The sequence below is a fragment of the Nocardioides sp. TRM66260-LWL genome, from assembly GCF_020075545.1.
In the GTDB taxonomy this organism is placed as follows: Bacteria; Actinomycetota; Actinomycetes; order Propionibacteriales; family Nocardioidaceae; genus Nocardioides.
On the sequence record NZ_JAIQZK010000003.1, the window covers coordinates 223,643 to 248,294 of the forward strand.

19 protein-coding genes are annotated in these 24,652 nt (G+C 73.8%); 16 read left to right on the top strand and 3 right to left on the bottom strand.

Translation table 11 applies throughout. The features are described from left to right. From K8Z61_RS10345 to K8Z61_RS10370, 6 genes are all read left to right on the top strand, one after another. Complete coding sequence (locus K8Z61_RS10345; protein WP_224129172.1) at nt 1–1,062, top strand: glycosyltransferase family 4 protein; 1,062 nt, start codon at nt 1–3, stop codon at nt 1,060–1,062. Between the two features lie 106 nt (nt 1,063–1,168). Further along, nucleotides 1,169–2,008 carry a glycosyltransferase family 2 protein gene (locus K8Z61_RS10350; protein ID WP_224129174.1) on the top strand — a complete coding sequence of 280 codons (840 nt, stop codon included), beginning with the start codon at nt 1,169–1,171 and terminating at the stop codon, nt 2,006–2,008. Between the two features lie 11 nt (nt 2,009–2,019). Further along, nucleotides 2,020–3,159: a glycosyltransferase gene (locus K8Z61_RS10355; RefSeq protein ID WP_224129176.1), complete on the top strand. Its 1,140-nt coding sequence runs from the start codon at nt 2,020–2,022 to the stop codon at nt 3,157–3,159. Next, a complete protein-coding gene (locus K8Z61_RS10360; RefSeq protein WP_224129178.1) occupies nt 3,156–4,499 on the top strand; it encodes a hypothetical protein in 1,344 nt (447 codons plus the stop codon). Before K8Z61_RS10355 ends, K8Z61_RS10360 begins: the two co-directional genes overlap by 4 nt. Before the next feature lie 32 nt (nt 4,500–4,531). Beyond that, entirely contained in the window at nt 4,532–5,512 is a 981-nt protein-coding gene (locus K8Z61_RS10365; RefSeq protein WP_224129181.1) for an exostosin family protein, read from the top strand. Nucleotides 5,513–5,603: 91 nt separating this feature from the next. After that, on the top strand, nt 5,604–6,797 hold the full coding sequence (locus K8Z61_RS10370; RefSeq protein WP_224129183.1) for a hypothetical protein: 1,194 nt from the start codon (nt 5,604–5,606) through the stop codon (nt 6,795–6,797). Here K8Z61_RS10370 and K8Z61_RS10375 read toward each other — a convergent pair. After that, on the bottom strand, nt 6,786–7,784 hold the full coding sequence (locus K8Z61_RS10375; protein ID WP_224129185.1) for a polysaccharide pyruvyl transferase family protein: 999 nt from the start codon (nt 7,782–7,784) through the stop codon (nt 6,786–6,788). The two genes, K8Z61_RS10370 and K8Z61_RS10375, sit on opposite strands and share 12 nt — an antisense overlap. A gap of 157 nt (nt 7,785–7,941) precedes the next feature. On the opposite strand from K8Z61_RS10375, the gene K8Z61_RS10380 reads away from it, so the two are divergent. Genes K8Z61_RS10380 through K8Z61_RS10410 form a run of 7 tightly spaced genes read left to right on the top strand, consistent with a single transcriptional unit; the run spans nt 7,942 to nt 16,977 of the window. Then, nucleotides 7,942–8,937 carry a UDP-glucuronic acid decarboxylase family protein gene (locus K8Z61_RS10380; RefSeq protein ID WP_224129186.1) on the top strand — a complete coding sequence of 332 codons (996 nt, stop codon included), beginning with the start codon at nt 7,942–7,944 and terminating at the stop codon, nt 8,935–8,937. An 8-nt stretch (nt 8,938–8,945) separates the two neighbouring features. Continuing rightward, nucleotides 8,946–10,211: a glycosyltransferase gene (locus K8Z61_RS19295; RefSeq protein ID WP_224129188.1), complete on the top strand. Its 1,266-nt coding sequence runs from the start codon at nt 8,946–8,948 to the stop codon at nt 10,209–10,211. Beyond that, the gene (locus tag K8Z61_RS10390; protein WP_224129190.1) at nt 10,208–11,116 is read left to right on the top strand and encodes a glycosyltransferase family 2 protein; all 909 of its coding nucleotides are present in this window, start codon (nt 10,208–10,210) and stop codon (nt 11,114–11,116) included. The genes K8Z61_RS19295 and K8Z61_RS10390 overlap by 4 nt, the downstream gene beginning before the upstream one ends. Continuing rightward, nucleotides 11,113–12,084: a glycosyltransferase family A protein gene (locus tag K8Z61_RS10395; RefSeq protein WP_224129192.1), complete on the top strand. Its 972-nt coding sequence runs from the start codon at nt 11,113–11,115 to the stop codon at nt 12,082–12,084. Before K8Z61_RS10390 ends, K8Z61_RS10395 begins: the two co-directional genes overlap by 4 nt. Continuing rightward, complete coding sequence (locus tag K8Z61_RS10400; RefSeq protein WP_224129194.1) at nt 12,081–14,066, top strand: glycosyltransferase; 1,986 nt, start codon at nt 12,081–12,083, stop codon at nt 14,064–14,066. Before K8Z61_RS10395 ends, K8Z61_RS10400 begins: the two co-directional genes overlap by 4 nt. Beyond that, nucleotides 14,063–15,445, top strand: coding sequence for a hypothetical protein (locus tag K8Z61_RS10405; protein WP_224129196.1), 1,383 nt, complete (start codon nt 14,063–14,065; stop codon nt 15,443–15,445). The genes K8Z61_RS10400 and K8Z61_RS10405 overlap by 4 nt, the downstream gene beginning before the upstream one ends. Beyond that, on the top strand, nt 15,445–16,977 hold the full coding sequence (locus K8Z61_RS10410) for a hypothetical protein (RefSeq protein WP_224129198.1): 1,533 nt from the start codon (nt 15,445–15,447) through the stop codon (nt 16,975–16,977). The genes K8Z61_RS10405 and K8Z61_RS10410 overlap by 1 nt, the downstream gene beginning before the upstream one ends. A 48-nt stretch (nt 16,978–17,025) precedes the next feature. On the opposite strand, the gene K8Z61_RS10415 is transcribed toward K8Z61_RS10410, so the two are convergent. Beyond that, the gene (locus K8Z61_RS10415) at nt 17,026–18,072 is read right to left on the bottom strand and encodes a glycosyltransferase (RefSeq protein WP_224129200.1); all 1,047 of its coding nucleotides are present in this window, start codon (nt 18,070–18,072) and stop codon (nt 17,026–17,028) included. Between the two features lie 169 nt (nt 18,073–18,241). Here K8Z61_RS10415 and K8Z61_RS10420 point away from each other — a divergent pair, with 169 nt between their 5' ends. The 3 genes from K8Z61_RS10420 to K8Z61_RS10430 all read left to right on the top strand — a co-directional run bounded on the left by K8Z61_RS10420 (nt 18,242) and on the right by K8Z61_RS10430 (nt 22,867). After that, nucleotides 18,242–19,786 carry a hypothetical protein gene (locus tag K8Z61_RS10420; RefSeq protein ID WP_224129202.1) on the top strand — a complete coding sequence of 515 codons (1,545 nt, stop codon included), beginning with the start codon at nt 18,242–18,244 and terminating at the stop codon, nt 19,784–19,786. A 194-nt stretch (nt 19,787–19,980) separates the two neighbouring features. Beyond that, nucleotides 19,981–21,570: a hypothetical protein gene (locus tag K8Z61_RS10425; RefSeq protein WP_224129204.1), complete on the top strand. Its 1,590-nt coding sequence runs from the start codon at nt 19,981–19,983 to the stop codon at nt 21,568–21,570. Between the two features lie 133 nt (nt 21,571–21,703). Further along, a complete protein-coding gene (locus tag K8Z61_RS10430) occupies nt 21,704–22,867 on the top strand; it encodes a nucleotide sugar dehydrogenase (RefSeq protein ID WP_224129205.1) in 1,164 nt (387 codons plus the stop codon). Between the two features lie 71 nt (nt 22,868–22,938). On the opposite strand, the gene K8Z61_RS10435 is transcribed toward K8Z61_RS10430, so the two are convergent. Then, on the bottom strand, nt 22,939–24,618 hold the full coding sequence (locus tag K8Z61_RS10435; protein ID WP_224129207.1) for a hypothetical protein: 1,680 nt from the start codon (nt 24,616–24,618) through the stop codon (nt 22,939–22,941). Nucleotides 24,619–24,652: the final 34 nt, after the last annotated feature.

The window sequence follows — 24,652 nt, forward strand, 5'->3', positions numbered from 1 at the left end:
ATGCGCCTGCTCCTCCAGCATCCCCACGCCGCTGACGAGATCAGCGGCGTCCTCACCTACGTGCACGAGATCGGCGCGGCCCTGCGCCGTGCGTCCGGCTGCGAGGTCGAGCTGATCTCGACCGCCGCGTCGTCGCGCTCGGAGCAGTGGCGTGCGATCGGTCGCGCGGACGCGGTCCACATGAACAGCAACGATCCGGTCTTCGCGCTGCTGTGCCGTCTGCGGCGCCGACGCGTGGTGCTGAAGCTGCACTACCACGTGTTCCAGTCGACCCACGACCGCTGCGAGCCCCTGCCCTGGGGGCGCAGCGTGCGACGCGAGGTGCGCTTCGTCGCGGCCAAGAGCGGCCTCGGCTCTCGGTACTTCTGGGAGACGATGGTGCGGCTCGTCGCGCGGTTCGTGGCGATCGGTCTGGCGCACGACGTCCGTGCGTGCAGCCGCTTCCTCGCCGCGAGCACCGGGCTGCGGCGGGTGGTCGGCGAGGACTACCCCATGGCGATCGGCACGGATCCGGTGCCGCCGCCCGGCGAGCCCACCTTCCTGTTCCTCGGTCGCCTCGCGCCCGACAAGGGCTGCGACCTGCTGATCGCCGCGGCCGCGCGCCTGCACGACGAGGGTCTGGCGGCCCGGTTCGTCGTCGCGGGCGACGGACCGGAGCGCGCGGCGCTCGAGGCGGGGGCGGCGGCCCTCCCGGCGGGCACGGTGCGGTTCCTGGGCCGACGTCCGCCGGAGGAGGTGCCCCACCTGGTCGACGCGTGCACGGCGGTGGTGCAGCCGGCCCGGTGGGAGGAGCCGGCGGGGTTCACGCCGCTCGAGGCGGCGGCCCGGGGTCGGCCGACGGTCGCCGCTCGCATCGGCGGCCTGCCGGAGACCGCCGGGCCGGCGGGGTACCTCGTCGAGCCGGAGGACGTCGACGCGCTCGCGTCGCGGCTCCGGTCGATCGTCCTGGACCCTGCGGAGGCCGCGCGGCGAGGAGTCGCGGCCCGGGAGCACCTGCGGGTCGCGTTCGATCCCGACGCCGCCGCCCGCCGGCTGCTGTCGGCGCTCACCCCGGCCGGCTGAGTCGCGGACGGGCGGGTCCGGATTGCGCGGATCGCCCCGGCGCTCCCGCGGTCTGTGGGACGCTGGAGCCGCACGTCCGGTCCCCCGAAGCGAGGCCCTCTCCGCTGTGTCAGCCCTCCCCGTCCTCCCGCCGATCCCGGTCAGCGTCGTCGTCATCACCAAGGACGAGGAGCGCGCCATCCACCGCTGCATCAGCTCGCTGGGCGCCTACGCCGAGGTCTTCGTCGTCGACTCGCACAGCGCCGACCGCACGGCCGAGCTGGCGACGGCAGCCGGCGCGACCGTCGTCCCGTTCACCTGGGACGGGCGCTACCCGAAGAAGAAGCAGTGGGCGCTGGAGAACCTCCCGCTGGCCCACGACTGGGTGCTCTACCTCGACGGCGACGAGTACGTGACGCCCGAGTTCGACGAGGAGGTGCGGCGCGTCGTCGCCGCGCCCGAGCACGCCGCGTACGACGTGCCGCTCGACTACGTCTTCCTCGGCCGCACGCTGCGCCACGGCCACAAGGTGCGCAAGCGGGTGCTCTTCGACCGCCGGCGCTGCGCCTGGGAGCCGCTCGACGACCTCTCCGTCGAGCGGCCCTTCGAGATGGAGCTGCACGTGCAGCCGACGGTGGCGGGCACGATCGGCGTCACCGACCGCAGCATCGTCCACGACGACCTCGAGCCCCTGACGCACTACTTCGACCGGCACAACCGCTACTCCGACTGGGAGGCCGTGCTGCGGCAGAAGGCCGAGCGGGCCGACGCCGTCGAGCGCACCGCCCGCGGCAAGCTCTGGGCGAAGGTGCCCTTCAAGCCGCTGGTGTTCTTCCTGTTCTCGTTCGTGGCCCGGCAGGGCTTCCGCGACGGCTCCGCCGGGTTCCACTACGCGCTGGCGAACAGCTTCTACTACTGGCAGATCGGGCTGAAGACGCGCCAGCTGCGCGACGGCGCCGCACCGTGAGGATCCTCCAGGTGATCGCCTCGGTCGCTCGCTCCGACGGGGGCCCGACCACCGGCTGCCTGGCCCTGCACCACGCGCTGCTGGACCATGCGCACTCGGTCGTGCTCGCCACCGACGCCGACGGGCCGACCGGACGGCTGTCCGCCACCGAGCGCGCGGAGATCGCCGCGGCGTACCCCCAGGTCGCGGTGTACCCCCGCAGCCGGCCGCTGCGGCTCAAGGCGTCGTGGGCCCAGGCGTGGGCGGTGCTCCGCACCGGGCGGCGCTGCGACGTCGTCCACCTCCACGGCCTCTACCTCGCCCACACCGTGTGGGCCTGGCTCGCGGCGGTGATCTGGCGTCGTCCGCTCGTCGTCCAGCCGCACGGCGTCCTCGAGCCGTACCAGCGCGCTTTCGGCGTGCGGCACAAGCGCGTGTGGGACACCGTCGTCGGGCGACGGATCGTGCGGCGCGCAGGGCTCCTGGTCGCGGCCTCGGCCAGCGAGGCCGCGCACCTGGCCGCGCTCTACCCGGAGGTGCCGCGCGTGGTCATGCCGCTCGGCGTCGCCGACGTGCAGCCGACGCCGCCCGACGCCGCGCTCGCCGCCCGGCTGCGGCCGTGGCTGGACGCGCCCGCGGAGGAGCGGGTGGTCTTCCTGGGCCGGCTGGCGGTGAAGAAGCAGCCCGACCTGCTGGTGCGCGCGTGGGCCGCCGTCGGGCGCGGCACGCTGCTGGTCGTCGGGCCGGAGGAGGACTGGACGGTCGCCGACCTGGAGGCGCTCGCCGCCGAGGCCGGCGCGTCCCGCGTCGTCGTCGCGCCGGCGGTCGACGCCGCCACCGGCGCCTGGCTGCTGGAGCAGGCGGCGATCTTCGTCCTGCCCTCGCTGAACGAGAACTTCGCGATCGCGGTCGGCGAGGCGATGGTGCGCGGCTGCGCGGTCGTCACCACCACCGAGACGGCGGCCGGTGAGCACGTCGTCGCCGCCGGCGCGGGCACGGTGCTGCGGGAGGTCGACGAGCGGAGCGTCGCCGCGGCGATCGACGCGCTGCTGGCCGACCCGGACGCGGCCCGTCGTGCCGGCGCGGCCGGTGCCGCGTACGCCCGCGAGCACCTCACCTGGGACGCCGCCGCCCGGATCCTGCTGGCGGCCGTCGGGAGGGCCGTCCCGTGAGGACGGCCGTCTCCGGCTGGCTCGAGCGACGCCGCGACCTGATCCGGCGCGCGGTGGCGACCTTCACGCAGGAGTCGGCGTCCACGGCGGTCGTCGGCATCACGGGACTGCTGATCGTGCACGAGCTCCCGAAGGAGCAGTACGCGATGTACACGTTCCTGGTCTCCACCGCGATCCTCCTCGTGGGGATCACCGACCTCGGCCTCGTCTACTGCGCCCTGCCGATCGTCGGCACACGGGCGGACGACCGCAGGTGGGTCGTCGCGGTGTGTCGCCGGATCTACCAGAAGCGCTGGATCCTCTTCAGCGTCGGCGTCCCCGCCGTGACGGCCTATGCGGTGATCAGCATGCGTCGTCACGACTGGACCCAATGGTGGTTCGTGGTGGCCCTCGCGCTGACCGCGGCCTGGGCGTGGACGATGCTGACCCAGCAGTTCACCGGCGAGATCCTCGGGATCACCCAGTCCATCCGGGTGCTGAATCGCGCGGGCTGGGCGCAGACGGCGTCGCGTGCCGTGCTCATCTGCCTCGCCCTGCTGCCGTGGTGGGGCGATCTGCGGCTGGCCCTGCTCATGGGCTCGGCCGTCGTCGCGACGGCCCTGGCGGTCGCGATCCATCGCCGGCACATCCGGGGCTTCGGCCCGATCCCGGACGCGAGCCCGGAGGAGCGGCGCGCGATCGACCGTCGGGTCGTGGAGATCGTGCGGCCGCTGATCGTCCCCGGCGTCTACTACCAGCTCCAGGGCTACGTCACGGTCCTGCTGGCGACGATGGCGGGGACGGCCTCCGTCGTCGCCGACGTGGGCGCTCTGGGGCGCCTCGCCATGCTCCTCATCATCGTCGACCGCGTGCTCAGCGTGCTGCTGATGCCGCGCCTCGCGCGGTGCACGACCGCGGAGCAGTTCGACCGACTCACGCGCTTCGGTCTCGGCGTCTACGCGCTCACGCTCGTCCTCGCCACAGGCTCCGCGCTGGCCTTCCCCCAGCTGTGGCTCCTGCTGATCGGCGGGCAGTACGCCAACGCCTCGGGGCTGATCTGGATCGCCGTCCTCAGCACGGTCCTCTACTTCTTCACCGGCTTCCTGTTCCGCGTGCTGATGACCCGAGGATTCAGTCAGGGTCAGTTCGTCAACATCCTCTTCGCGGTCGGATCGCAGGTGATCGCGATCGCGGTCGTGGGCGTCGACACGACACGGGGCGTGATCGTGACAGGTCTCGCCAGCGCGATCGGACAGACCACCTTCCAGCTGATCCAGCTCGTCCGCATGCGCCGTCGTGAGATCCGGACCGTCCTGAGCGACGGCAGCGGAGACAGCCGAGATCTCGAGGTCCTGCGGTGACCCCTGCCCGTCAGCCCCGGAGGCTCATGCTCGTGCCCCTCCACCCTGAGCACCCCGAGGGGCTGAACTGCCACGCCTGGTGGACGCGCGAGATCGGTGCCGCTCCACGCGACGGCCGACCGGCGGTGGAGATCACCGAGGTCGCCGTCGACGCCGACGCGATCCTCCTTCTCGACAACCACGCCACCATGTTCGGTGAGCGTGCTGTCCGCCATCCACTCCGGCGGCTCCACCCCGACAAGGCGTTCCTCTACCACGACGGCGATCACGTCATGCCCCTCGTCCCTGGGCTCTATCCCTCGCTCCGGGCGAGCGAGGCGACGGTGCAGAACGCGCTCGCGGCGCCGTACTTCGCGCGGCTGGACCAGCACGAGCAGGTCCGTGCCGCCGGATACGACGAGGACGTCGAGCGGAGTCTCCTCTTCTCGTTCGCCGGCGCAGTCAACTGCGACGTGCGTGCTCGGATGTTCGAGGCCCTGGCCGGCGATGCTCGCGGCCGGCTGGTCGACTCCACCGGGTCCGACGGCTGGCGGCTGAGCGGCGCGGAGCGAGTCGATTACCAGCGACGCTTCGCCGACCTCGTGCGGCGGTCGCGCTTCGTCCTGGCACCGCGTGGGATCGGGCCTTCGACCTATCGCCTCTACGAGGCGATGGAGATGGGTCGGCCGGCCGTCGTCCTCAGCGACGACTGGACTCCGCCGCCGTTCATCGACTGGGAGGCGTTCCTGGTGCGCGTGCCCGAGTCGCGAGTGGCCGAGGTCCCGCGCCTGATCGAGGACCTCGACGACCTCGCGATGGGAGCGGCGGCCCGTCGCGAGTGGGAGCGATGGTGCGGCGGCTCCGGAGCCGTGGACTGGCTGGCCGCTGCGGTCGATCGGCTCCTGGACGGCTCGTCGGCTCGCCGCCCCGCTCGCTCGGCCTACGGGCGGCTGCTGCGGGCTCCCGAGAGACGGACCGAGTACGTGCGCCACTGTGCCCGGACGGTGCGCAGGCGGTTCGAGCGGAGCGAGTGACCAGCCTCGGCGGTGCACCGCCCTCCCCGGAAGCGTCTGCTGGGCGCGGCGACGTCCGGCGATCGGGGCGGTGAGCGTCCACACTGGGCGTGTGAGCCAGCGCGCCCCCCGGGTCGACATCCGTCCCCAGCCGCCCGCCGTGGAGGGCGGCGAGCTCGTCTGGCGCTCCCGTGCGGTGCTGGACGACGTCGAGCGCGAGCTCTGGTTCGCGCGGCCGGCCGCCGACGTCCCGGCGGAGGGCGCGGAGCGACGGGCGCTCGCCGACGCCCACCTGCTCGGCTGGCTGATGCACGCCATGCGGGCCGGTCTGCCGGTGCACGTCCACGGCCCGGTCTCCGCGCGTCTGCTGCGCGGGCTGGAGGAGTGGCAGGAGGCCTGGGCGCTGTGGCGACCGGAGGTCTACCGCGCCGTGACGATCACCGCCGACGAGGTCGTCGAGCCGGCCGGGCCGGGGCCGTCGGACGTCGTGGTCGCCTTCTCCGGTGGCGTCGACGCCTCGTTCACCGTGCACCGTCACCTGACCGGCGCCGCGGGTCGTCGCACCGTGCCGCTTCGCACGGCGCTGATGGTGCACGGCTTCGACGTCCCCCTCGACCGGCCCGACGACTTCGAGCGCGCGGTGCACCGGGCGGGTCTCCTGCTGGCCGGCACCGGTCTGCGCCTGACGACCCTGCGCACCAACGTGCGCGACCACACCGTCGACTGGGAGGACGAGCACGGCCTGGCGCTCGCCGCGACCCTCGGCCTGCTGGCCGACGAGCACGGCGTCGGGCTGATCGCCTCCAGCGGCTCCTACGACGAGCTGGAGGTCCCCTGGGGGAGCAGCGTGATCATCGATCACCACCTCTCCGGCGCCCTCGAGATCCGCAACGACTCCTCGGGCCTGGGCCGGGTCGCCAAGATCGACGCGCTGGCGCGGTGGGAGGCCGCCACCCGCCACGTGCGGGTCTGCTGGAAGCAGGTTGGTGCGGGCGCCAACTGCGGCGCGTGTCCGAAGTGCCTCCGCACCCACGTCACCTTCCTGCTCGCCGGCGCGCCCGCGCTGGAGGCCTTCCCGGAGATCGATCCGCGGCGCGTCGCCCGGGTGCGCATGGGCGGCTGGATCGAGTGGGAGCTGTGGCGGCTGGCGACCGTCGAGATCCGTCGGCGCGGTCTGCGCGACCCGTGGGCGCGGGCCGCCGTCAGGGCGGTGCGGCGCAACCGCCTGCTCCTCCCCGCGGAGTCCGCGGTGCGGCCGCTCGTCCGCGGTCTCCGGGCTCGCCGGGCCGCCCGCTCAGCGATCTGACCGCCGGCCCAGGGCGGCCAGTCGGTCAGGCACCTCGGCCCAGGAGCCGGCCTGCTCGAAGCCGCCGAGGGGCCGCGTCCAGGTGTCGACGAGGGCCGCCACCTTGCCGTGGGCGTCGTCGACGACCACGTGGGGGACGCCGAGGAGCAGGGCCAGCACGTGGCCGTGGAGCCGGTCGGTGACGAGGGTCTGCGCGCCGCCGACCCGGCCGATGGCTCCGTCGACCTGCCGCCGGGCCAGCCAGGTGCCGAGCGCGACCGCCCGGTGCGCGTCGCGTCGGGCGACGCGGGGCCAGAGCCGTCGGACGATCCGCTCGAGCGGGTCGGGCGCGTCCCAGTCCGCTCCCGGCGCCGAGTCGTCAGGACGAGCACCCGCCTCCCGGTCGCGCCGGGCGACGACCGCCGTGGCCGCCTGCGGCGCCGAGCGCACGAGCCCGTCGACGCCGAGGGCGAGATCGGGCACCAGTCGCACCTCGCACGCCAGCCGGGCCCGGGCGCGCTCCAGGCTGCGCCGGTCTCGGACGAGCAGCACGAACCGCCCGTGGCGGCGTACGGCCTCGACCAGCCGATCGGTCACGGGGCCCTCGACCCACTCCACGGACTGCGGCAGCTGCACGACCGGCCGGTCGCCGTGGCGCCGCAGGACGGCGATGCGGTGCTCGTCGTGGGCCGGGTAGAGGCCGCCGAGGTTGCCGCCCGGCTGGAGCAGCACCGCGACGTCCGGCGGTGCCGCCCCGGCCGCCCCGGCCGCCGGGGAAGGCAGGCCGAGCGCGTCGCAGCCGACGACCTCCGCGCCGAGCCGGGCCGCAGCCTGGCGGACGCCGAGCCACAGCAGGGCGTCGCCCGGGTTCGGGTAGGCCGGGTGGTCGTGCACGAACCAACGGCGTTCGGCGAGGTCGAGGTCGCGCAGCTCCGCGTCGATCCGGGCGCGCAGGGCGTCGAGGGTCGTCGGCGGGGGCGCCTGCCCCGCCGCGTCGCTCGATCGCATGGCGCGATGATCCACCCCGCGTGAGAGCCGGGTGTCGGGACCGTCTCATCCGGTCCGTTCGGCCGCGCGGACGCGTCCGTTCGACTACCGTCGACCGTGGTGGACACCTCCCCAGGAAGCCCGTCCGCGCCCGTCCACGTCGACCCGAGAGCCCCCCATGATCGACCTCCGCCCCAAGCGCGTCGCCGTCACCGGCGGTGCCGGCTTCATCGGCTCGCACCTCGTCCGTCGTCTCCTCGAGCGGGGGGACGACGTGCTGGTGATCGACAACTTCTACTCCGGCACCCGCGACAACCTCGCAGACGTGCGCGACCACCCGCACCTCGAGGTGCTGCGCCACGACGTCACGTTCCCGCTGTACGTCGAGCTCGACGAGATCTACCACCTGGCCTGCCCGGCCTCGCCGGTCTTCTACCAGGCCGACCCGGTGCAGACGACCAAGACCTGCGTGCACGGCTCGATCAACATGCTCGGCCTGGCCAAGCGCACGGGCGCCAAGATCCTGCTCGCGTCGACCTCCGAGGTCTACGGCGACCCCGCCGTGCACCCGCAGCAGGAGGAGTACTGGGGCAACGTCAACCCGATCGGCATCCGCTCCTGCTACGACGAGGGCAAGCGCGCCGCCGAGACGCTGTTCTTCGATTACCACCGCCAGCACCGCACCCGCATCAAGGTCGCGCGCATCTTCAACACCTACGGCCCGCAGATGCTGGCCAACGACGGCCGGGTCGTCTCGAACTTCATCGTCCAGGCCCTCACCGGCCAGCCGCTGACGGTCTACGGCGACGGCAGCCAGACCCGCTCGTTCTGCTACGTCGACGACCTCGTCGAGGGCCTGATCCGGCTGATGGACACCGGCGAGGAGGTCACGGGGCCGATCAACCTCGGCAACCCCGGCGAGTTCACCATGCTCGAGCTGGCCACCGAGGTGCTGCGCATCGTCGGCTCGGACGCGCCGGTGGAGCACCTGCCGCTGCCGCAGGACGACCCCACGCGGCGTCGTCCCGACATCACCCGCGCGCAGGAGACGCTCGGCTGGGAGCCGACCGTCCAGCTCGTCGAGGGCCTCGAGCGCACCATCGCCTACTTCGCCGAGCGGCTCGTCGCGCGCGGCCTGACCGCGTTCGCCGCGCCGGTCGTCGCCTCGTCCTGAGGCGGATCGTGACCGGCTCGTCCCCGCGACCGCGGGCCGTCCTGGTGACGCCGGTCGTCCCCGGGGCCCACGGGGGTCCGGGCCTGCGCGCCGCGGACTGGCTCCGGGATCTGGGCCGGTCTCACGACGTCGACGTCGTCGTCCCGGTCGACGAGCCTCTCGTCCCGGACGCCGAGGGTGGCGCGCCGGGGGAGCGGCTGCCCGATGGCACCCGCGTCCACCGCGTCCCCTCCGTCGGTGCGACCCGCCGCGACCGCCTCCTGGCGAAGGCGTGGCCGCCGCTCGTGCGGCGGCGGCCGGCAGCGGTCACAGGGTGGCGGGTCCCCGCGGCCGACCTGCCTCCGGCGGTCCGCACGGCGCTCGCCGAGGCCGATCTCGTCGTCCTCTTCCGTCTCCGCAGCACGGTGCTGGTCGAGGGGGCCAGCCGTCCCTCCCGCGTCATCCTCGACCTCGACGACGCCGAGAGCGCCACCGTCCGGTCGGTCGCCTGGTCCTGCTTGCGCCAGCGGAGGTGGGGTGCTGCGCTGAGCGCCACCAGCACGGCGGTGCAGTACCGCGTGCTGGAGCGGACGGTGGTGCGAGGCTTCGACGAGGTGTGCGTCGCGGCGGACCGTGACGTCCGCGGGGTGCGGCGAGTGGCTCCGGGCGCGACGGTGCACGTCCGGCCCAATCGGCTGGTCGGTCCGCTCGCCGGCCGGCCAGGCACGGCCGCCGAGCGGACCGGCGTCGCCGACGGCCCTGCCGAGCTGCTCTTCGTCGGGTCCTTCGACTACCCGCCCAACGTCGAGGCGGCCGAGCTGCTCGTCGGGCCGGTCGCGCGACGCCTCGATCGGCTGCTGCCGCCGGAGTCGTGGCGTCTGGTGCTGGCCGGCCGCGGTGCCCCCGACGCGCTCGCCGCGCGTCTTTCCCGTCGCCCCGAGGTCGACTTCCTGGGGGCCGTGCCCGACACCGCCCCCCTCCACGCACGTGCCGCGTGCGCCGTCGTCCCGCTGCGGGCCGGCGGCGGCACGAAGCTCAAGACCATCGAGGCGGTCCTCCACGGCGTGCCGGTCGTCGGGCTGCCGGAGGCGTTCCGGGGCCTCCCGCTGCGCGACGGCGAGCACGTGCGGATCGCCCGGAGCGCGCGCGGCCTCGCCGAGGCCGTGCAGGAGGTCCTCGAGCAGCCGAGGGCGGCCAGGGCCAGGGCGGAGGCGGCGCGGCGCGTCCTCCACGAGGCGCTCGCCCTCGACGGCCCGCTCCCCCCGATGGCGAGTGCGGGAGGAGGCTCCCGGTGAGTCGGCCGGTGGTGTCCGTGGTGGTGCCGTGCCTGGACGCCGAGACGACGCTCGGGCGTCAGCTCGCGGCGCTGACCGCACAGGTGTGCCGCCATCCGTTCGAGGTGATCGTCGCCGACAACGGATCCACCGACGGCTCGCGCGAGGTGGCCGCCGGGTTCGCCGACCAGGGGGTCCGCGTGGTCGACGCCTCCGCCGTCCGCGGCGTGGGACCGGCCCGGGACGCCGGCGTGCGGGCGGCTCGCGCCGACCTCGTCCTGCACTGCGACGCGGACGACGTCGTGCACGACGGCTGGGTCGAGGCGCTGACCGACGCGCTGCTCGCCGGGGCCGACTGGGTGGGCGGGACGACCCGTCACGTCCTCCCCGGCGGCGCCCTGCTCCGCGAGGAGACCGGGCTGCGGCGGGCGGATCTCGGCGACCACCGATACGCGATGGGCGGCAACTGCGGCTACCACCGGGCGGCCTGGGCCGAGATGGGCGGCTTCGACGCGAGCCTGCCCGCCGCGGAGGAGGTCGACTTCTTCGTCCGCCTCGAGCAGCACGGCCACCACGGTCGGGCGGTCCCGGCGGCGGTGCTCGACTACGTGCAGCGCGACGGCCTGCGGGCGCTGCTGCGCCAGCAGCGACGCTACGGCCGGGGCTGGGCGCTGGTCGCGGAGAAGCACGGGGCCGCGGAGATCGGCGTCGTCCCGCGTGCGCTCAGGATCGGCGGGCGCGGGGCGTTCGCGATTGTGCTGGTGGTCGTCGGTCTGCTCGTCGCACCGCGACGCGACCGCGCGCTGCTCGACCGTTGGGCCCGGGCGGCGTTCCAGGTCGGGGCGGCGCAGGCCGAGCTCGCGCTCCTGCGGGGCGCCGTCGCCCCACGTCGCGACGGTGCTGGGGTCGAAGGGGCGGCGCCGTGACCGGCCCGATCGGGATCCTGGTCGCGGCCCACGACCTCGGACCGATGCTCGACGAGTGCCTGGCCTCGCTCGTGGCGCAGACCGATCCGCACTGGCGCTGCGTGGTCGTCGACGACGCCAGCCGCGACGACACCGCGGCCCGCGCCCGCGCCTGGGCCGCACGCGACCCGCGGATCGAGGCGATCGCGCTGGAGCGGAACGTGGGCCAGTCGGCGGCGCGCAACGTCGGCGCGCAGGTGCTGCTCCGGACGTGCGGGTGGATCTGGCCGCTGGACGGCGACGACCTGCTGGTGCCGACCGCGCTGGCCGAGATGCGGGCGGCCGTCGCCGAGCGCCCGGACGCGGTCGCGATCGGCTGCCAGTACGACGCGCTGCTCCCCGACGGACGCCGCGTCCCGGCCCGGCGGTCCCGGTACGTGCCCGCCCGGCCGCTCCCGCGCGACCTGCGCGACGACGAGGAGCTCACCCCCGCCGTCACGTTCTTCTGCGTCACCGGCAACGGCCCGTTCTACCTGCTGCGCGGCGACTGCTGGAGCGGTCGCTGGGGTACCGGGTACGACGAGCGGCTGCGTGCGCACGAGGACGCCGACCTGCTGCTGCGCTATGCCCTCGCGGGCCCGGTGCACGTGCTGCCGCAGCGGCTCTACGTGAAGCGGGAGCGGGCCGGCTCGATGACGACGGTGGGTCAGGAGAGCGGCTCGGAGCGGGTCTTCCTCGACACCTGGCGGGGCAGGGCGCTGGAGCCGGGTGCCGACCCCCGGCTCCGGGCGATGGCGCGCCACCACGACTCCGTGCACGTGCCGCTGCGCGACCTCCGGGTGGCGCTCATCGCCATCCGCCGGCGCCGCGTGCGCCACGCCGTGACCCTCGTGGCGCACGCGCTGTGGGCCGTCCTCGGCCTCAGCTGGTGGCGTACGCGGCGGCGCCACGAGCGTCCGGCCGGGAGATCGCAGGGAGTGACGTCGTGACCCCCGTGATCAGCGTGGTCATCCCCTGCCTGAACGGGGCGGCGACGCTGGCCCGCCAGCTCGACGCGCTCGTCACCCAGGAGTGCGACCACCCGTGGGAGGTGATCGTCGCCGACAACGGCTCGACGGACGCCACCGCGCGGATCGTCCGCGAGTACGCCGATCGGGGCGTGCGCCTCGTCGACGCGTCGGAGCGGGCGGGCTCGAACCACGCGCGCAACCGCGGCGTCGAGGCGGCGCGGGGGTCGCTCATCCTGCACTGCGACGCCGACGACCAGGTGCGTCCCGGCTGGATGCAGGCGTTCGCGGACGCCCTGCTGGCCGGCGCCGACTGGGTCGGCGGCACCCTGCGGCACGTCGCCACGGACGGACGGCTGCTGCGCGAGGTGAGCGAGCTGCCCCGCAGCGGCTTCGCCGGAGCCCGCTATGCGCTCGGCGCGAACTGCGGCTACCACCGGGCCCTCTGGCAGGAGGTCGGTGGCTTCGACGATGCCCTGTCCGCCGGATGCGACGAGGTCGACTTCTTCATCCGCCTGGCGCAGTCCGGCGCGACGGGCGTGCTGGTGCCGGAGGCGGTGGTCGACTACGTCCAGCGCGACGGGCTGCGCGCGCTGCTGCGCCAGCAGCGCAGCTACGGTCACGGCTTCGCTCGGATGCGGGTCAAGCACGGTGCAGTCGCCGACCACCCCTGGGTCGTCCAGCGATCGAGCCTCGGCATGGCGATCGCCCGTCAGGTCCTGGCGTTCGTGCGGGCGCTACGGCGTCTGCCGCTGCTGATCGCCGGACGGACGACTGCCGAGGAGATCGTCCGCTCGCTCGGCTTCGAATGGGGGCTCGCCGAGCAGGAGCGGCGCATGGGCTGGGCCCGTCTGCGTCTGGGGAGCCGGGGCGCTCGCCGACCCGCGCGGGTGCTGGTGACCAGTCACTCCTTCGCCCCGGCGATCGGCGGCATCGAGTCCGTGGCCGAGGAGCTCGCCCGCGGACTCGTGGCCGCGGGACACGAGGTCGTGGTCGTGACGGCGACGCCCGGCGGTGACGTCGACGGTCTGCGCGTGGTGCGCGGCCCCGGCCCGCTCGCGCTGCTGCGCCTCGCCTGGCGCTCCGACGCGGTGCTCCAGGTGAACGTCTCCCTGCGCACCCTCTGGGCGCCGTTGCTGTTGCGACGCCGCGTGGTCTGCGTGGTCGCCACCTGGCTGCGCCGCGCGGACGGCAGCGTCGGCCGGCCGGAGCGGCTCAAGCGGGCGGCGCTGCGACGCACCCGGGTGGTCGCGCCGAGCGCAGCCGTCGCGGCGCACCTGGGCCTCCCGGCCGCGGTCGTCCCGCACGCGGTGCGGGTGGAGCGCTTCGCCGTGCCGGCGGACGCGGCCCCGGAGCCGCGCGACGGCGACGTCGTCGTCGTGGGCCGCCTCGTCAGCGACAAGGGCGTCGGTGATCTGGTCGACGCCGTCGCCGAGCTGGGCCGGCGCGGTCGGCCCGTCGGTCTCACCGTCGTCGGCGACGGGCCCGAGCGGGCCGCCTTGCAGCGGCAGGCCGAGGGCCTGGACGGCGTCCGGTTCCACGGCGTCGCGCGCGGACCCGAGCTCGCCGGGCTGCTGCAACGGCACCGCGTGATCGCCGTGCCCTCGCGCTGGGACGAGCCTTTCGGGCTGGTCGCGCTGGAGGGCCTGGCCGCCGGATGCCTGCCGGTCGTCTCGACGGGGGGAGGCCTGCCCGAGGCCGCCGGCCCCGACGCGGTGGTCTTCCCCAACGGCGACGTCGCCGCGCTCGCGGACGCCCTCGTCGTCGCCCTCGAACGCGCGGCCGGGCCCGGATGGCCGACGGCAGCGTCGGCCGAGCACCTAGCCGCCCACGCCCCGGAGGTGGAGCTGCGGGCGCACCTGCGGCTCCTGGGTCTCGCCGATCTGCGGGACGCCGAACGACTACGCTCGTCCTCTGCGCCGGGAACCCGCGCCCCGCACACCACGCCCCAGGAGCACCGATGACCCTCACCGCGGCGGAGCGCGTCGCCGAGCAGGAGGCGCAGCGGGAGGCGGGCGTCGACCGTCTGGCCCGCCGGTGGCTGGTCCTCTACGCAGGTGCCTGGATCTTCGGTGGCGCCTTGCGCAAGTGGGGGCCGCCCGGCCTCGCTCAGCCCCTGTACTTCGTTGCTGACGCAGTGACCTTCGGAGCCTTCGGTCTCCTCCTGCTCCGTCGCAGCCCCGCGGTCGTGGGTCGGCGACTCATCGGAGGACTCGCCCTCCTGGCAGCGCTGGTGCTCCTGGGAACCGTGCAGATCCTGGCGGGCGCAGTCGCGACGGCGACGGCGGTGGGTGTGATCACCTACGGATCCCCCGCGGTGGCGCTCCTCCTGGTCTCGTTCGTCCGCGACCGGGAGCGCGCCCGACGGCAGGTCATGTGGGTGATCCTCTGGTCCACGCCAGTGCAGGCAGGCCTCGCCGCGCTGCAGACCTTCAGCCCCTTGGACAGCGTCTGGAACCAGGTGGGGGCTACGGGGGACGTCGGCCTCAGCACGGCTGACGGCGTCGTCCGGGCAACCGGCACCTTCACTGCTCCGGTCGGCCTCACCGCCTTCGTGACGGTCGCTGCCGTGGCGGCGTTCAGCGACTACGCAAGCCGCCGGATAAGCCTGCGATCCGGGCTGGCGCTCGCCTCGGTGCTCTTCCTGGTGTCCGTAGGCGGCTCGCGAGGAGCGATCTTGAACGTGGCGCTGGTGCTGATCGGCTTGATGCTGTGGAGCGGGTCGTCGCTGTTCCGCTCGAACGGCGGACGCAGTCGCCTGGTGACCCTGATCGGGGCGGTCGTGATCGGTGCTGTCGGGGTGGGGGCGGCGGTCCGCTTCCTACCGCAGGTGATCGCGGCCTTCCGCGTGCGCATCGATCAGGCTGGAGCCCGGGAGGATCCGGTTCAGCGCATACTCAACGCTGCGTTCGGCTACCTGGGTGAGCCTTTCAGCTGGGTAGGGGACGGAATCGGCAGCCACACGCTCGCCGGGCTGAGCGCTGGGTCCCCGGGCCCGTGGATCGAACTGGAGATGCCACGTCTGGTGGCCGAGTTCGGCCTGCTGGGGCTCGCGTTGGCGGCGCTGCGCCAGCTGGCCGCCGTCTTCCTTCTCGTCCACGGCGTCGGGGCCGCCCGACGCAGCAACGATCCGCTGCTCGCGTTGGTGGCACTTCCGGGCTCATTGCTGCTGTTCCAGGGCGCGTTATTCGCGCCGTCCCTGGTAGCCGGTGCCTTCGTGATCCTGGCCGCTCTCTACCTCCTGGGACGTCCACCTCGAGCCACGCCAGGCCAGCGGGGCGCGCGCAAGCGGGTCACGTCCTCTCGGGTCGTTCAACGAGTCGATCCGGGGAGGACCTGCTGATGTCGCGCAGGACGGTCGCCGCCGTCCCGCGAGCGGTCAGCGGCAACCGCCGTCCGACCGCCGAGACGCTCGCCGCGTGTCTCGTCCTGTTGTCGATCGGCGGCCTCGGCCTCATGCGCTCGCCGGGGCTCTGGTTCGACGAGGCCTACAGCGGAGCCATGGCGAGGCTGTCGTGGGGTGATCTCGTGCGAGCGGTCTCGTACCAGGAGGTCAACAACGCGGGCTACTACGCAGTCCTCCACCTGTGGACCACGGCCTCGCAGAGCGACATGTGGTCAAGGATGCTGAGCCTGCTGGCAACCGTGGTGACGGTGCCGGTGCTCGCCTCGTTGGCGTCCGTCCTCGGCGGCCGTCGAGCGGTTCGCGTCTCACTCCTGGCGTACGTCTCCTTCGCCTCCGTCTGGTCGCTGGCAGTCGAGGCTCGCGGTTACGCGCTAGCAGCCCTCATGGCCACGGTTCTCGTACGCGCCTACGTCGGGGTTCGCCGATCCCGGTCGGCCCGCCGCATCGGAGCGGTCCTCGTGCTCAGCGGCTGCCTCATGGTCCTCACGAACCTGCTCTCGCTCCTCCTCGTCGTCGTGCTTGCTGCGCATGCACTCGGAACCCGGTCGGCAGCCCGCTCGATCGGCTGGCTCGCCGCGCCCGGCCTGGCGGGTGCCGGGATGTGGCTGCTCGCGGCCCAGGCCGATCGGGGGCAGGTGTCCTGGCTGCCGCCGGTCTCGCCGGCGTATCTGGCGATCGTGGCTCGGCAGGTGGTCGGATCGGGAGCCGGCGTCCTCCTGCTCGTCGCCGTCGGAGTGGTCCTCTTCGGCGTGGCTCTGACGGTCGTCCGATCCGGTCGCGGCGATGCAGGCCGGATCGCCTCCGGCGACATCGGACTCGCGCTCGGATGGGGCCTGGCCGTACCGGCGGCCATCGTCGCGATCTCGTTGGGCAAGCCGGTTCTCCAGGGCCGTTACCTGCTCTTCTGCGTGCCCGGGATCGCCCTCTCGCTGGGTCTCGTCGCCGCCTGGGCTGCTGAGCACCTGGAGCTCGGCGCCCGCACCGCGAAGCGCCGGGCACGGCTCGTCCGCGCGGTTCCGGTGGCTGGCCTCGTCGGGATCCTGGTGTGCAATGCGGCGGGAGCGGTGGAGGAATCGCCCTGGCGTCGCCCGGAGGATCTGTCGCAGGCGGCGGCTTTCATCGGCGCCCATGCTCAGCCGGGCGATGTCGTCGACGTCGTGACCTCCGGGCTCGACGTGCCGGTCGGGTTCGTGTTGCGTCGTCAGACGGCAGCGTCCCTGCCCATCGTGTCGTCGTACGACGAGCGCATGCCGCGTCTGGACGATCCCCCGGTGACCGTGTCGGTCTACCGCAGTCGGCTTCCGGGCACGGGTGGCCGGATCTGGACGATCGAGCGGACGCCTTGCGGCACCGCGGGCACCGGCCAGGGCGAGCTGGATGCCGCGCGTCGGACTGCCAGCACCCGACGACAGGCCCTCCTCGAGGGCTGCTTCGGATCTGTGCAGGTGCATCTGTACGAGATCGCCTGACCGCGCCGCTCCCTGATGTCCTCTCCCCGGGTCGATGAGCGCCGCACGTCAGGACGGTGGCTGGAGGCCCTGGGTGTCGACCCTTGCGTCGTGCATCATCTGCCAGGCGACCGCGTGGAGGCGTGACCGAGCCGGTCGGCGGGGAGCGGTGAGCGCGTCGGTCAGCCGATCGTGCACCTTTGGCGGATCGGGAGGCACCAGCCCGGGCGCCCACACGGGCAGACCGTGCTCGAGCATCGCCGCGAGCACGCCGCTCTTGCCGGCGTAGCGTCGGCTGATCCGGACCAGGCCCACCCGGGCCCGCGCCAGCTCGCCGGCCAGCTCCCGGTCGTCCAGCCGACCCAGGTCGTGCACGTCCAGGCCGGCGGCACGCAGGGTCGCGGCGAAGGCGGCGCGCGCGTCCTCGGCGCCGCCGACGAGCCGGATCGGCAGGTCGGGCGCGATCTGCGCGATCTCGTCCGCGATCGCCGGCCACCGCTCGGGCGAGGGCGGGGTGCCGAAGTGCAGCAGGCCGTCCGGATCAGGGAGCGGCTCGGCGCCGCCCGGTACTGGGATGTTGCCGAAGAGCGGCAGGATCCGCGCCTCGACGCCCACGCTCGCGAGCAGCCGGCGGTAGTGCTCGATCGAGGTGTGGACGACGTCCCAGGGGCGCGCCCGGAGGAGCTGCCGGATCGCGCGCCGCTGCAGGAGTCCGAGCAGCCGCTGGCGTCGGATCGGGGTGTCGTGCAGCCAGAGCTCGTGCAGCATGATCTGCCAGCGGGGCGCGTCGATCGTCCGGAGCAGCCGCTCGAGGCGGCGGCCGGTGCCCCGGGGGCCGTGGCTCCAGGGCACGAACTGCACGGAGACCAGGTCGGGTCCGAAGTCAGCCAGCAGCCCGCGGACCTCGCGGGCGCCCGGGCTGTCGTCGAGCGCGTAAGGGAAGGCCCGGATCCGCAGGGGGCCGGCCACGACGTCGCTCGGCTCGTTGCCGGTCAGGCCGATCAGCAGCACCTCGTGCCCGACGCGCACCAGCTCCTCGGCGAGCCGCCGGCTGTGGTCGCCGACGCCGTCACGGCCGGGCGCGACGCAGCCGGCCAGGATCGCGACCCGCGCCATCAGCGGGAAGGGGACGGACGGGGCACGCCGCGATCGTAGGGCCGCAGACGGCCGGCTCGTCCTGCGTGCGCAGGAGCCGGACGGTTCGGCGGATCCACCGACGACGACCCGCGTGCGCGCCTAGGCTTCCACGGACGGGTCCCCCTCCCCGGCCCGCAGGAGCTGAGCCATGTCCGTGCTGTCCCCGCCCCACGCCGAGGCGACGCGTCCGCGTCCCGCCGCCCTCCCGCTCCTGACCTGGGAGCTGCTGGTCGCCCTGACGGTGCTCGGCGGGATCGGCGTGGCCGGCCTCGTGCGCGGCCCGGGCCTCTGGTACGACGACGCGTACAGCCTGGCGATGGCCGACCAGTCCTGGGGCGACCTCCTCGTCGACGTGCGGATGCAGGAGGTGAACAACGCCGGCTACTACGGATTCCTGCACCTGTGGGCCCTGGTGTCCCATGACCTGTGGTGGCTGCGGCTGCCGGGGGTGCTCGCGGCTCTGGCCACCACGGTGCTGCTGGCCCGGGTCGCGGGGCGCGCGGGCGACCGCTGGACGCTGCGCGTCTCGCTGCTGGTGATGGTGGGCCTCTACGGCACCTGGGACGGCATGCTCGGGATGCGCGGCTACCCGTTCTCGATGCTCCTCGGTGCGCTCGCCGTGGTCCTGCTGCTCGACCTGACCGACCGTCCCGACACGTCCCGCGCCCGGTCCGTGGCGCGGGCCTTGGTGCTCATCGGAGTCGCAGCTCTCGCCACGATCGTGAACCTCCTCCTGCTGCTGCTCGTGCTGGCCCTGCTCGTCGTCGCGGCGGCACGTCGTAGCCGCCCGGCGACGGTCGCGCTGGCGGTCGCGGTGCTCCCAGGTGCGGCGATGTGGCTGCTCGCCGTCTCGGCGGACCGCGGCCAGGTCGACTGGATCCCGTCGCTGGGCCCGATGTCGATCGCGATCCAGCTCGGTCTGCTGGTCGGCTCCCTGGTCGGGCTCGTGGCGCTGGTCCTGGCGGGCGTGCTCGCGCTCGGCACCGCCGCCGTCTCGATGGGCTCCGCCACGCTCGAGCGACGACGGCTCCTGGCCATGGCGTTCGCCTGGGGGGCGGGCGGCGTCGTAGGGATCCTGGTGCTCTCGCTGGTCAAGCCGCTGCTGCAGGGTCGGTACCTGCTGTTCTGCGTGCCGGGCATCGCGCTGCTGCTCGGCGTGGCGGCCGGGGCTGCGCTGGCCGACCGGCGACGCCTGGTGCGGACGGCGGGGGTGACCGTCGTCGTCCTCGTGCTCGTCGCGGTGGCGGGCAACGTCGAGCGCTCCCTCGGCTCCCCGCCGTGGGGCGAGAGGGAGGACCTCTCGGCCGCGGCTGCGCTGATCCGGGACGAGCAGCGTCCCGGAGATGCCCTCGACTACCTCACGCCGATCGCGCGGACGCCGTTCGACCAGATGCTGCGGGCCGCCTTCGGCGGCCCGTCGCCGCTGGTCGACGTGACCCGCAACCCCTCCGCGGCGCGGTGGGACGTCGGCGGCGAGCGAAGCGCCGAGATCGATCCGGCGGCCTATGCCCCCGCCCTCGCGGCCGCGCCCGGTCGGCTCTGGGTCGTCTCGCGTCAGACCGTGACCGGCGAGCTCCCGACGTCCGGCCCGGTGGTGGAGGCACGCGACGCCGACCTCGCACGCCGCACCCTGCTGCTGGACCGACAGTTCGGCTGGATGCACGTGCAGCTGTACTCCGCGCGGCGCGGCTGACCGTCGCTGGTCGAGCCCCTGGTCGCTGGGCGAGTCCCCTGGTCGGTGGTCCAGCCTGTCGAGACCCGTCGGACCGGAGTCGGTTCGGCCGCGCCCCCGACCGTCGAAGCGGCCGATCCGCACCGATCCGCCCCGGGGCGGCCCGTGGCGTCCCTACGATGGTCCCTCCCTCCCCGGATCAGCGCAGGTGCCCCATGACCACCATCTCCCCGTCCGCGTCCGTCCCCTCCCAGTCCGCCCCGGCCGCGGCGCCGCCGAGCGGCCGGCCCCGGCTGCGACCTCCGCTGATCGAGACCACGGTGGCGATGACCTTCCTGGGGGTCCTCTCCGCGGTCGGGCTGCGCCGTGCGCCCGGACTGTGGTTCGACGACGCCTTCAGCGCCGCGATGGCCACCGCGCCGTGGTCGGTGCTGCGCCACGCCGTCGACACCCAGGAGGTCAACAACGCCGGCTTCTACGTGCTGCTGCGCGCGTGGGTGCCGTTCGGCCAGGGCGACCTCTGGCTCCGGCTCCCGACGGTCGCGGCGACGATCCTGACGATCCCGGTGCTCGCCGCGCTGGCCCATCGCTGGGGCGGGCGGGTCGCCGTCGCGCCGACCCTGCTGGCCTGGCTGTCGATGGCCGGCGTGTGGTCGATCGCGCTCGACGTGCGCGGGTACGCGATCTCGACCCTGCTGGCGACGGTCGTGGTCGCTGCCTACGTCGGCCTGCTCGACGGCGGCGCACGGCGCCGGGCCGCGGGCGTCTGCGTGGGCGTCGCCGGCACCGTCATGGTGCTGGTGAACATCCTCCCGCTGCTGCTCCTGCTGGCCCTGGCCACGCACAGCGTGCTCCGGCAGCGGGTGAGACAGGCGGGGCCCGCGCTGGCGATCCCGCTCGCGACCGGCGTCGGGATGTGGGCGTGGGCGATCAGCGCCGACACGGGGCAGGTCGACTGGATCCCGCCGACGCGGGTCGACACGCTCCTCGGCGCCTTCGAGCCGATCGTCGGGAGCCGTCACCTGGTCGGGGTGCTGGGACCCGTGGCGCTCGCCGCGGCGATCACGCTGGCGGTCGTCGTTCTCGCCGAGCTCCGGGGCCGGTGGTCGTCGGGGGTGGCGCCGGACGATGCGCTCCTGGTCCTGCTGTGGGGCGCGGGGGCCCCGGCGGCGCTGGTCGCGATCTCGTTCGTCCGGCCGCTGGTCGTCGGCCGCTACTTCTCGTTCTGCCTGCCCGGGGTCGCGCTGATCCTCGGCGTCGCGGTCGCCGCGGCCTGGGACGCCGCCGCTGCCGGGGGGCCGGCACGGACCGTCGTGCTCCGGTCCGGCGCGGCGGCGATGGCGCTCGGGGTCCTGGGGGTGCTGGCGCTCAACCTGCAGGCGCAGCCCTTGCGGCCGTACTACAGCCGGTACGAGGACTTCTCGGCCCTGGCCCGACAGATCGGGGAGCAGGCGCGCCCCGGCGACGCGCTGGACTACCCGGGCACCGGACAGCTGGGCGTGCCGACGGCGTACGTCCTGAGGCGAGAGGGCGGCGTGGCGGCCGATCTGCCCGTGCTGGGCGAGTCGACCCTGCGTCAGCCGGAGCTGATGCGGTCCCTCGTCGCCCCGGAGGTGCTGGTTCGGCGGATGGCCGAGCACCGCGGACGACTGTGGCTGGTCAGCCGGATCACGGGGCCGGGCGACGAGGTCGACCCGTCCCCGTTCGGCGTGGCGCAGGCGGACGCCCTGCGCCACCGCGACCTGCTGGAGGAGCGGCGCTACGGGTGGCTGCGGGTGCGGCTCTACTCCGCGCCGCGAGGCTGATCGAGCCGCGCCGGAGACCGCCCGAGCCGGGAGGCCTCCGTGACGAGCACGACCTCCGCGCCGACCCGCCCGCCACCACCGGGCAGGGCCGATAGGCTGCGGCCGCACCCGCCCGCAGATCCCGGAGGATCAGATGAAGATCGCCGTCGTCGGCATCGGTTACGTCGGCCTGTCGAACGCCGTGCTGCTCTCCCAGCGCCACGAGGTGGTGGCCGTCGACCTGGACGCCGCGAAGGTGGCGGCGGTCAACGAGCGCCGTTCCCCGATCGTCGACGCCGACATCACCGAGTACCTCGGTCGCGAGCTCGACCTGCGGGCCACCACGGACGCCGCCGAGGCGATCGCCGGTGCCGACTTCGTCATCGTCGCGACGCCGACCGACTACGACCCCGAGACCAACTACTTCAACACCGGCTCGGTGGAGTCGGTGATCCGCCAGGTCGCCAGCGTCGACCCGTCCGCGGTGGTGGTCGTGAAGTCGACGATCCCCGTCGGGTTCACCGAGCGGGTGCGCGAGGAGATCCCGGGCGTCACGATCCTCTTCAGCCCCGAGTTCCTCCGGGAGGGCCGCGCGCTGCACGACAACCTGCACCCCTCGCGGATCGTCGTCGGCTCGCGCGACGAGGTGGGTCAGCGCTTCGCCGACCTGCTGAAGGAGGGCTCGCTCGAGGACGACGTCCCGGTGCTGCTCACCGACTCCACCGAGGCGGAGGCGATCAAGCTGTTCGCCAACACCTACCTGGCGCTGCGGGTGGCGTACTTCAACGAGCTCGACACCTACGCGGCGGTGCGGGGCCTGGACTCCGCGCAGATCATCGAGGGCGTCGGACTCGACCCGCGCGTGGGCACGCACTACAACAACCCGAGCTTCGGCTACGGCGGCTACTGCCTGCCCAAGGACACCAAGCAGCTGATGGCGAACTACCGCGAGGTGCCGCAGAACCTGATCAGCGCGATCGTGGAGTCGAACACCACGCGCAAGGACTTCATCGCCACCGACATCCTCGCCCGCGACCCGCAGACCGTCGGCGTCTACCGGCTGATCATGAAGGAGGGCTCCGACAACTTCCGCGAGTCCTCCGTGCAGGGCGTGATGAAGCGGATCAAGGCCAAGGGCATCGAGGTCGTCATCTACGAGCCCGCGCTCGAGGAGTCCGAGTTCTTCCACTCCGAGGTCATCTCCGACCTCGAGGAGTTCAAGAAGCGCTCCGACGTGATCATCGCCAACCGTCGCACCGACGTGCTCGACGACGTCGCCGACAAGGTCTACACGCGCGACATCTACGGCACCGACTGAGGTCCTGCCCGGCTCGACCACCGCGGACTCGGTGGCCGAGCCCGGGACGGTGGTCGAGCCTGTCGAGACCGTCAGCTCGGCAGCGCGTTGACGAGTGCGGGCACAGCGGTGTTGCTCGTGGTGCCGTTGCCGAGCTGGCCGCTGCTGTTGGAGCCCCAGGCGTGGAGGGTGCCGTCGGAGGCCAGCGCGAGGCTGTGCAGTTTGCCGGCCGCGATGGCGACGATGGTCTTGTTGGCCAGGGAGGTGGTGGTGCGGACGGTGATGGCGGTGGTGACGGAGCCGCTGGAGCTGCCGTTGCCGAGCTGACCGCTGCTGTTGGAGCCCCAGGCGTAGAGGGTGCCGTCAGACGCCAGTGCGAGGTTGTGGTCAGAGCCGGCGGCGATGGCGGTGATGGTCTTGCCGGCGAGGGATGTGACTGCGCCGGCGGTGCTGTGGCTGACATTGGTGCCGTCACCGAGCTGACCGCTGCTGTTGGAGCCCCAGGCGTAGAGGGTGCCGTCGGACGCGAGCGCGAGGCTGTGGGTGCCGCCGGCGGCGATGGCGGTGATGGTCTTGCCGGCCAGGGAGGTGTTGATGGTCTTGACGGCGGCAGCGGCCGTGACGGGACTGTTGGTGGTGCCGTCGCCGAGCTGACCAGAGGCGTTGTTGCCCCAGGCGTAGACGGTGCCGTCGGAGGCAAGTGCGAGGCTGTGGCGGTTGCCGGCGGCGATGGCGGTGATGGTCTTGCCGGACAGGGTCGTGACGGCGACGGGGGTGTTGCGCGGGATGGTGGTGCCGTCGCCGAGCTGACCGCTGCTGTTCCAGCCCCAGGCGTAGAGGGCGCCGTCGGAGGCAAGTGCGAGGCTGTGTTCGTTGCCGGCGGCGATGGCGGTGATCGACTTGCCGGCCAGGGCGGTGACGGCGACAGCTGTGGCGGGGTTGAGGGCGGTGCCGTCGCCGACCTGGCCGCTGTAGTTGGCGCCCCAGGCGTGGAGGGTGCCGTCGGACGCGAGGGCGAGGCTGTGGCTGCCGCCGGTGGCGAGGGCGGTGATGGTCTTGCCGATCAGCGAGCTGGTGGTGGCGATGGCGGTGGGGCGGGCCTGGGTGTTGTCGGTCGAGTCGGTCCCGAGTTGGCCGAAGCCGTTTTCGCCGAAGGCGGAGCCGACGCCGTTGCGGGCGATCAGGGTGTGAAATGCCTCGCTGGAGGTGGCGAGGGCAAAGGCGCCGTGGGGGTCGGGGGTGCCGGGTCGTGCGGGGCGGTAGGTGAGGTCCCAGGTGGCGAGGGTGGCCGAGCCGGTGCTCGTCGTCGCGGTCAGTCGCAGGGTGGTGGGAATGCTCGGCACGATCGGCGGCAGGTAGCGCAGGGTGATGGTGGCCTTGCCGCTGGCGTCGGTGATGGTGGTCGCCGTCGTCGCGGCGTTGGTGGGGTGCAGGGAGAGCCAGTCGGTGGCGCTGGTGGTGTCGCCGGGGAGGCGGTCGAGGCTGAACACCACAGCAGTGCCGGTGGCGACGGCGGAGCCGCCCTGGGTGACGGTGGCGGTAAAGGTCTGGGTGGTGCCGGTGCGGTAGGCCGAGACGGGTCGGGTCGCGTCCGGCAGGAACGCGGTGACCTGGACCTGGCCGGAGGCGGCGAAGGCGGGGGCGGAGGCCAGCACGGTGATCGCGGGAGCGGCCCAGATCGCGCCGGTGCCGGCGACGATCGCCCGGCGGGACGGCCCGGGGCTGGTGGCGTCGGCCGGGTCGGTGAGGGATGCCAGGGCGTCGTCGGTCACGGTAGGTGCTCGCTTCAGGAGGGCGCGCCGAGAT

Excerpts from the sequence above, each read along its gene's own strand:
- K8Z61_RS10345 (WP_224129172.1), top strand. The coding sequence starts at position 1 with ATGCGCCTGCTCCTCCAGCATCCCCACGCCGCTGACGAGATCAGCGGC.
- K8Z61_RS10375 (WP_224129185.1), bottom strand. The coding sequence starts at position 7,784 with ATGCGATCGAGCGACGCGGCGGGGCAGGCGCCCCCGCCGACGACCCTC.
- K8Z61_RS10380 (WP_224129186.1), top strand. The coding sequence starts at position 7,942 with ATGATCGACCTCCGCCCCAAGCGCGTCGCCGTCACCGGCGGTGCCGGC.
- K8Z61_RS10405 (WP_224129196.1), top strand. The coding sequence starts at position 14,063 with ATGACCCTCACCGCGGCGGAGCGCGTCGCCGAGCAGGAGGCGCAGCGG.
- K8Z61_RS10410 (WP_224129198.1), top strand. The coding sequence starts at position 15,445 with ATGTCGCGCAGGACGGTCGCCGCCGTCCCGCGAGCGGTCAGCGGCAAC.
- K8Z61_RS10415 (WP_224129200.1), bottom strand. The coding sequence starts at position 18,072 with ATGGCGCGGGTCGCGATCCTGGCCGGCTGCGTCGCGCCCGGCCGTGAC.
- K8Z61_RS10420 (WP_224129202.1), top strand. The coding sequence starts at position 18,242 with ATGTCCGTGCTGTCCCCGCCCCACGCCGAGGCGACGCGTCCGCGTCCC.
- K8Z61_RS10425 (WP_224129204.1), top strand. The coding sequence starts at position 19,981 with ATGACCACCATCTCCCCGTCCGCGTCCGTCCCCTCCCAGTCCGCCCCG.
- K8Z61_RS10430 (WP_224129205.1), top strand. The coding sequence starts at position 21,704 with ATGAAGATCGCCGTCGTCGGCATCGGTTACGTCGGCCTGTCGAACGCC.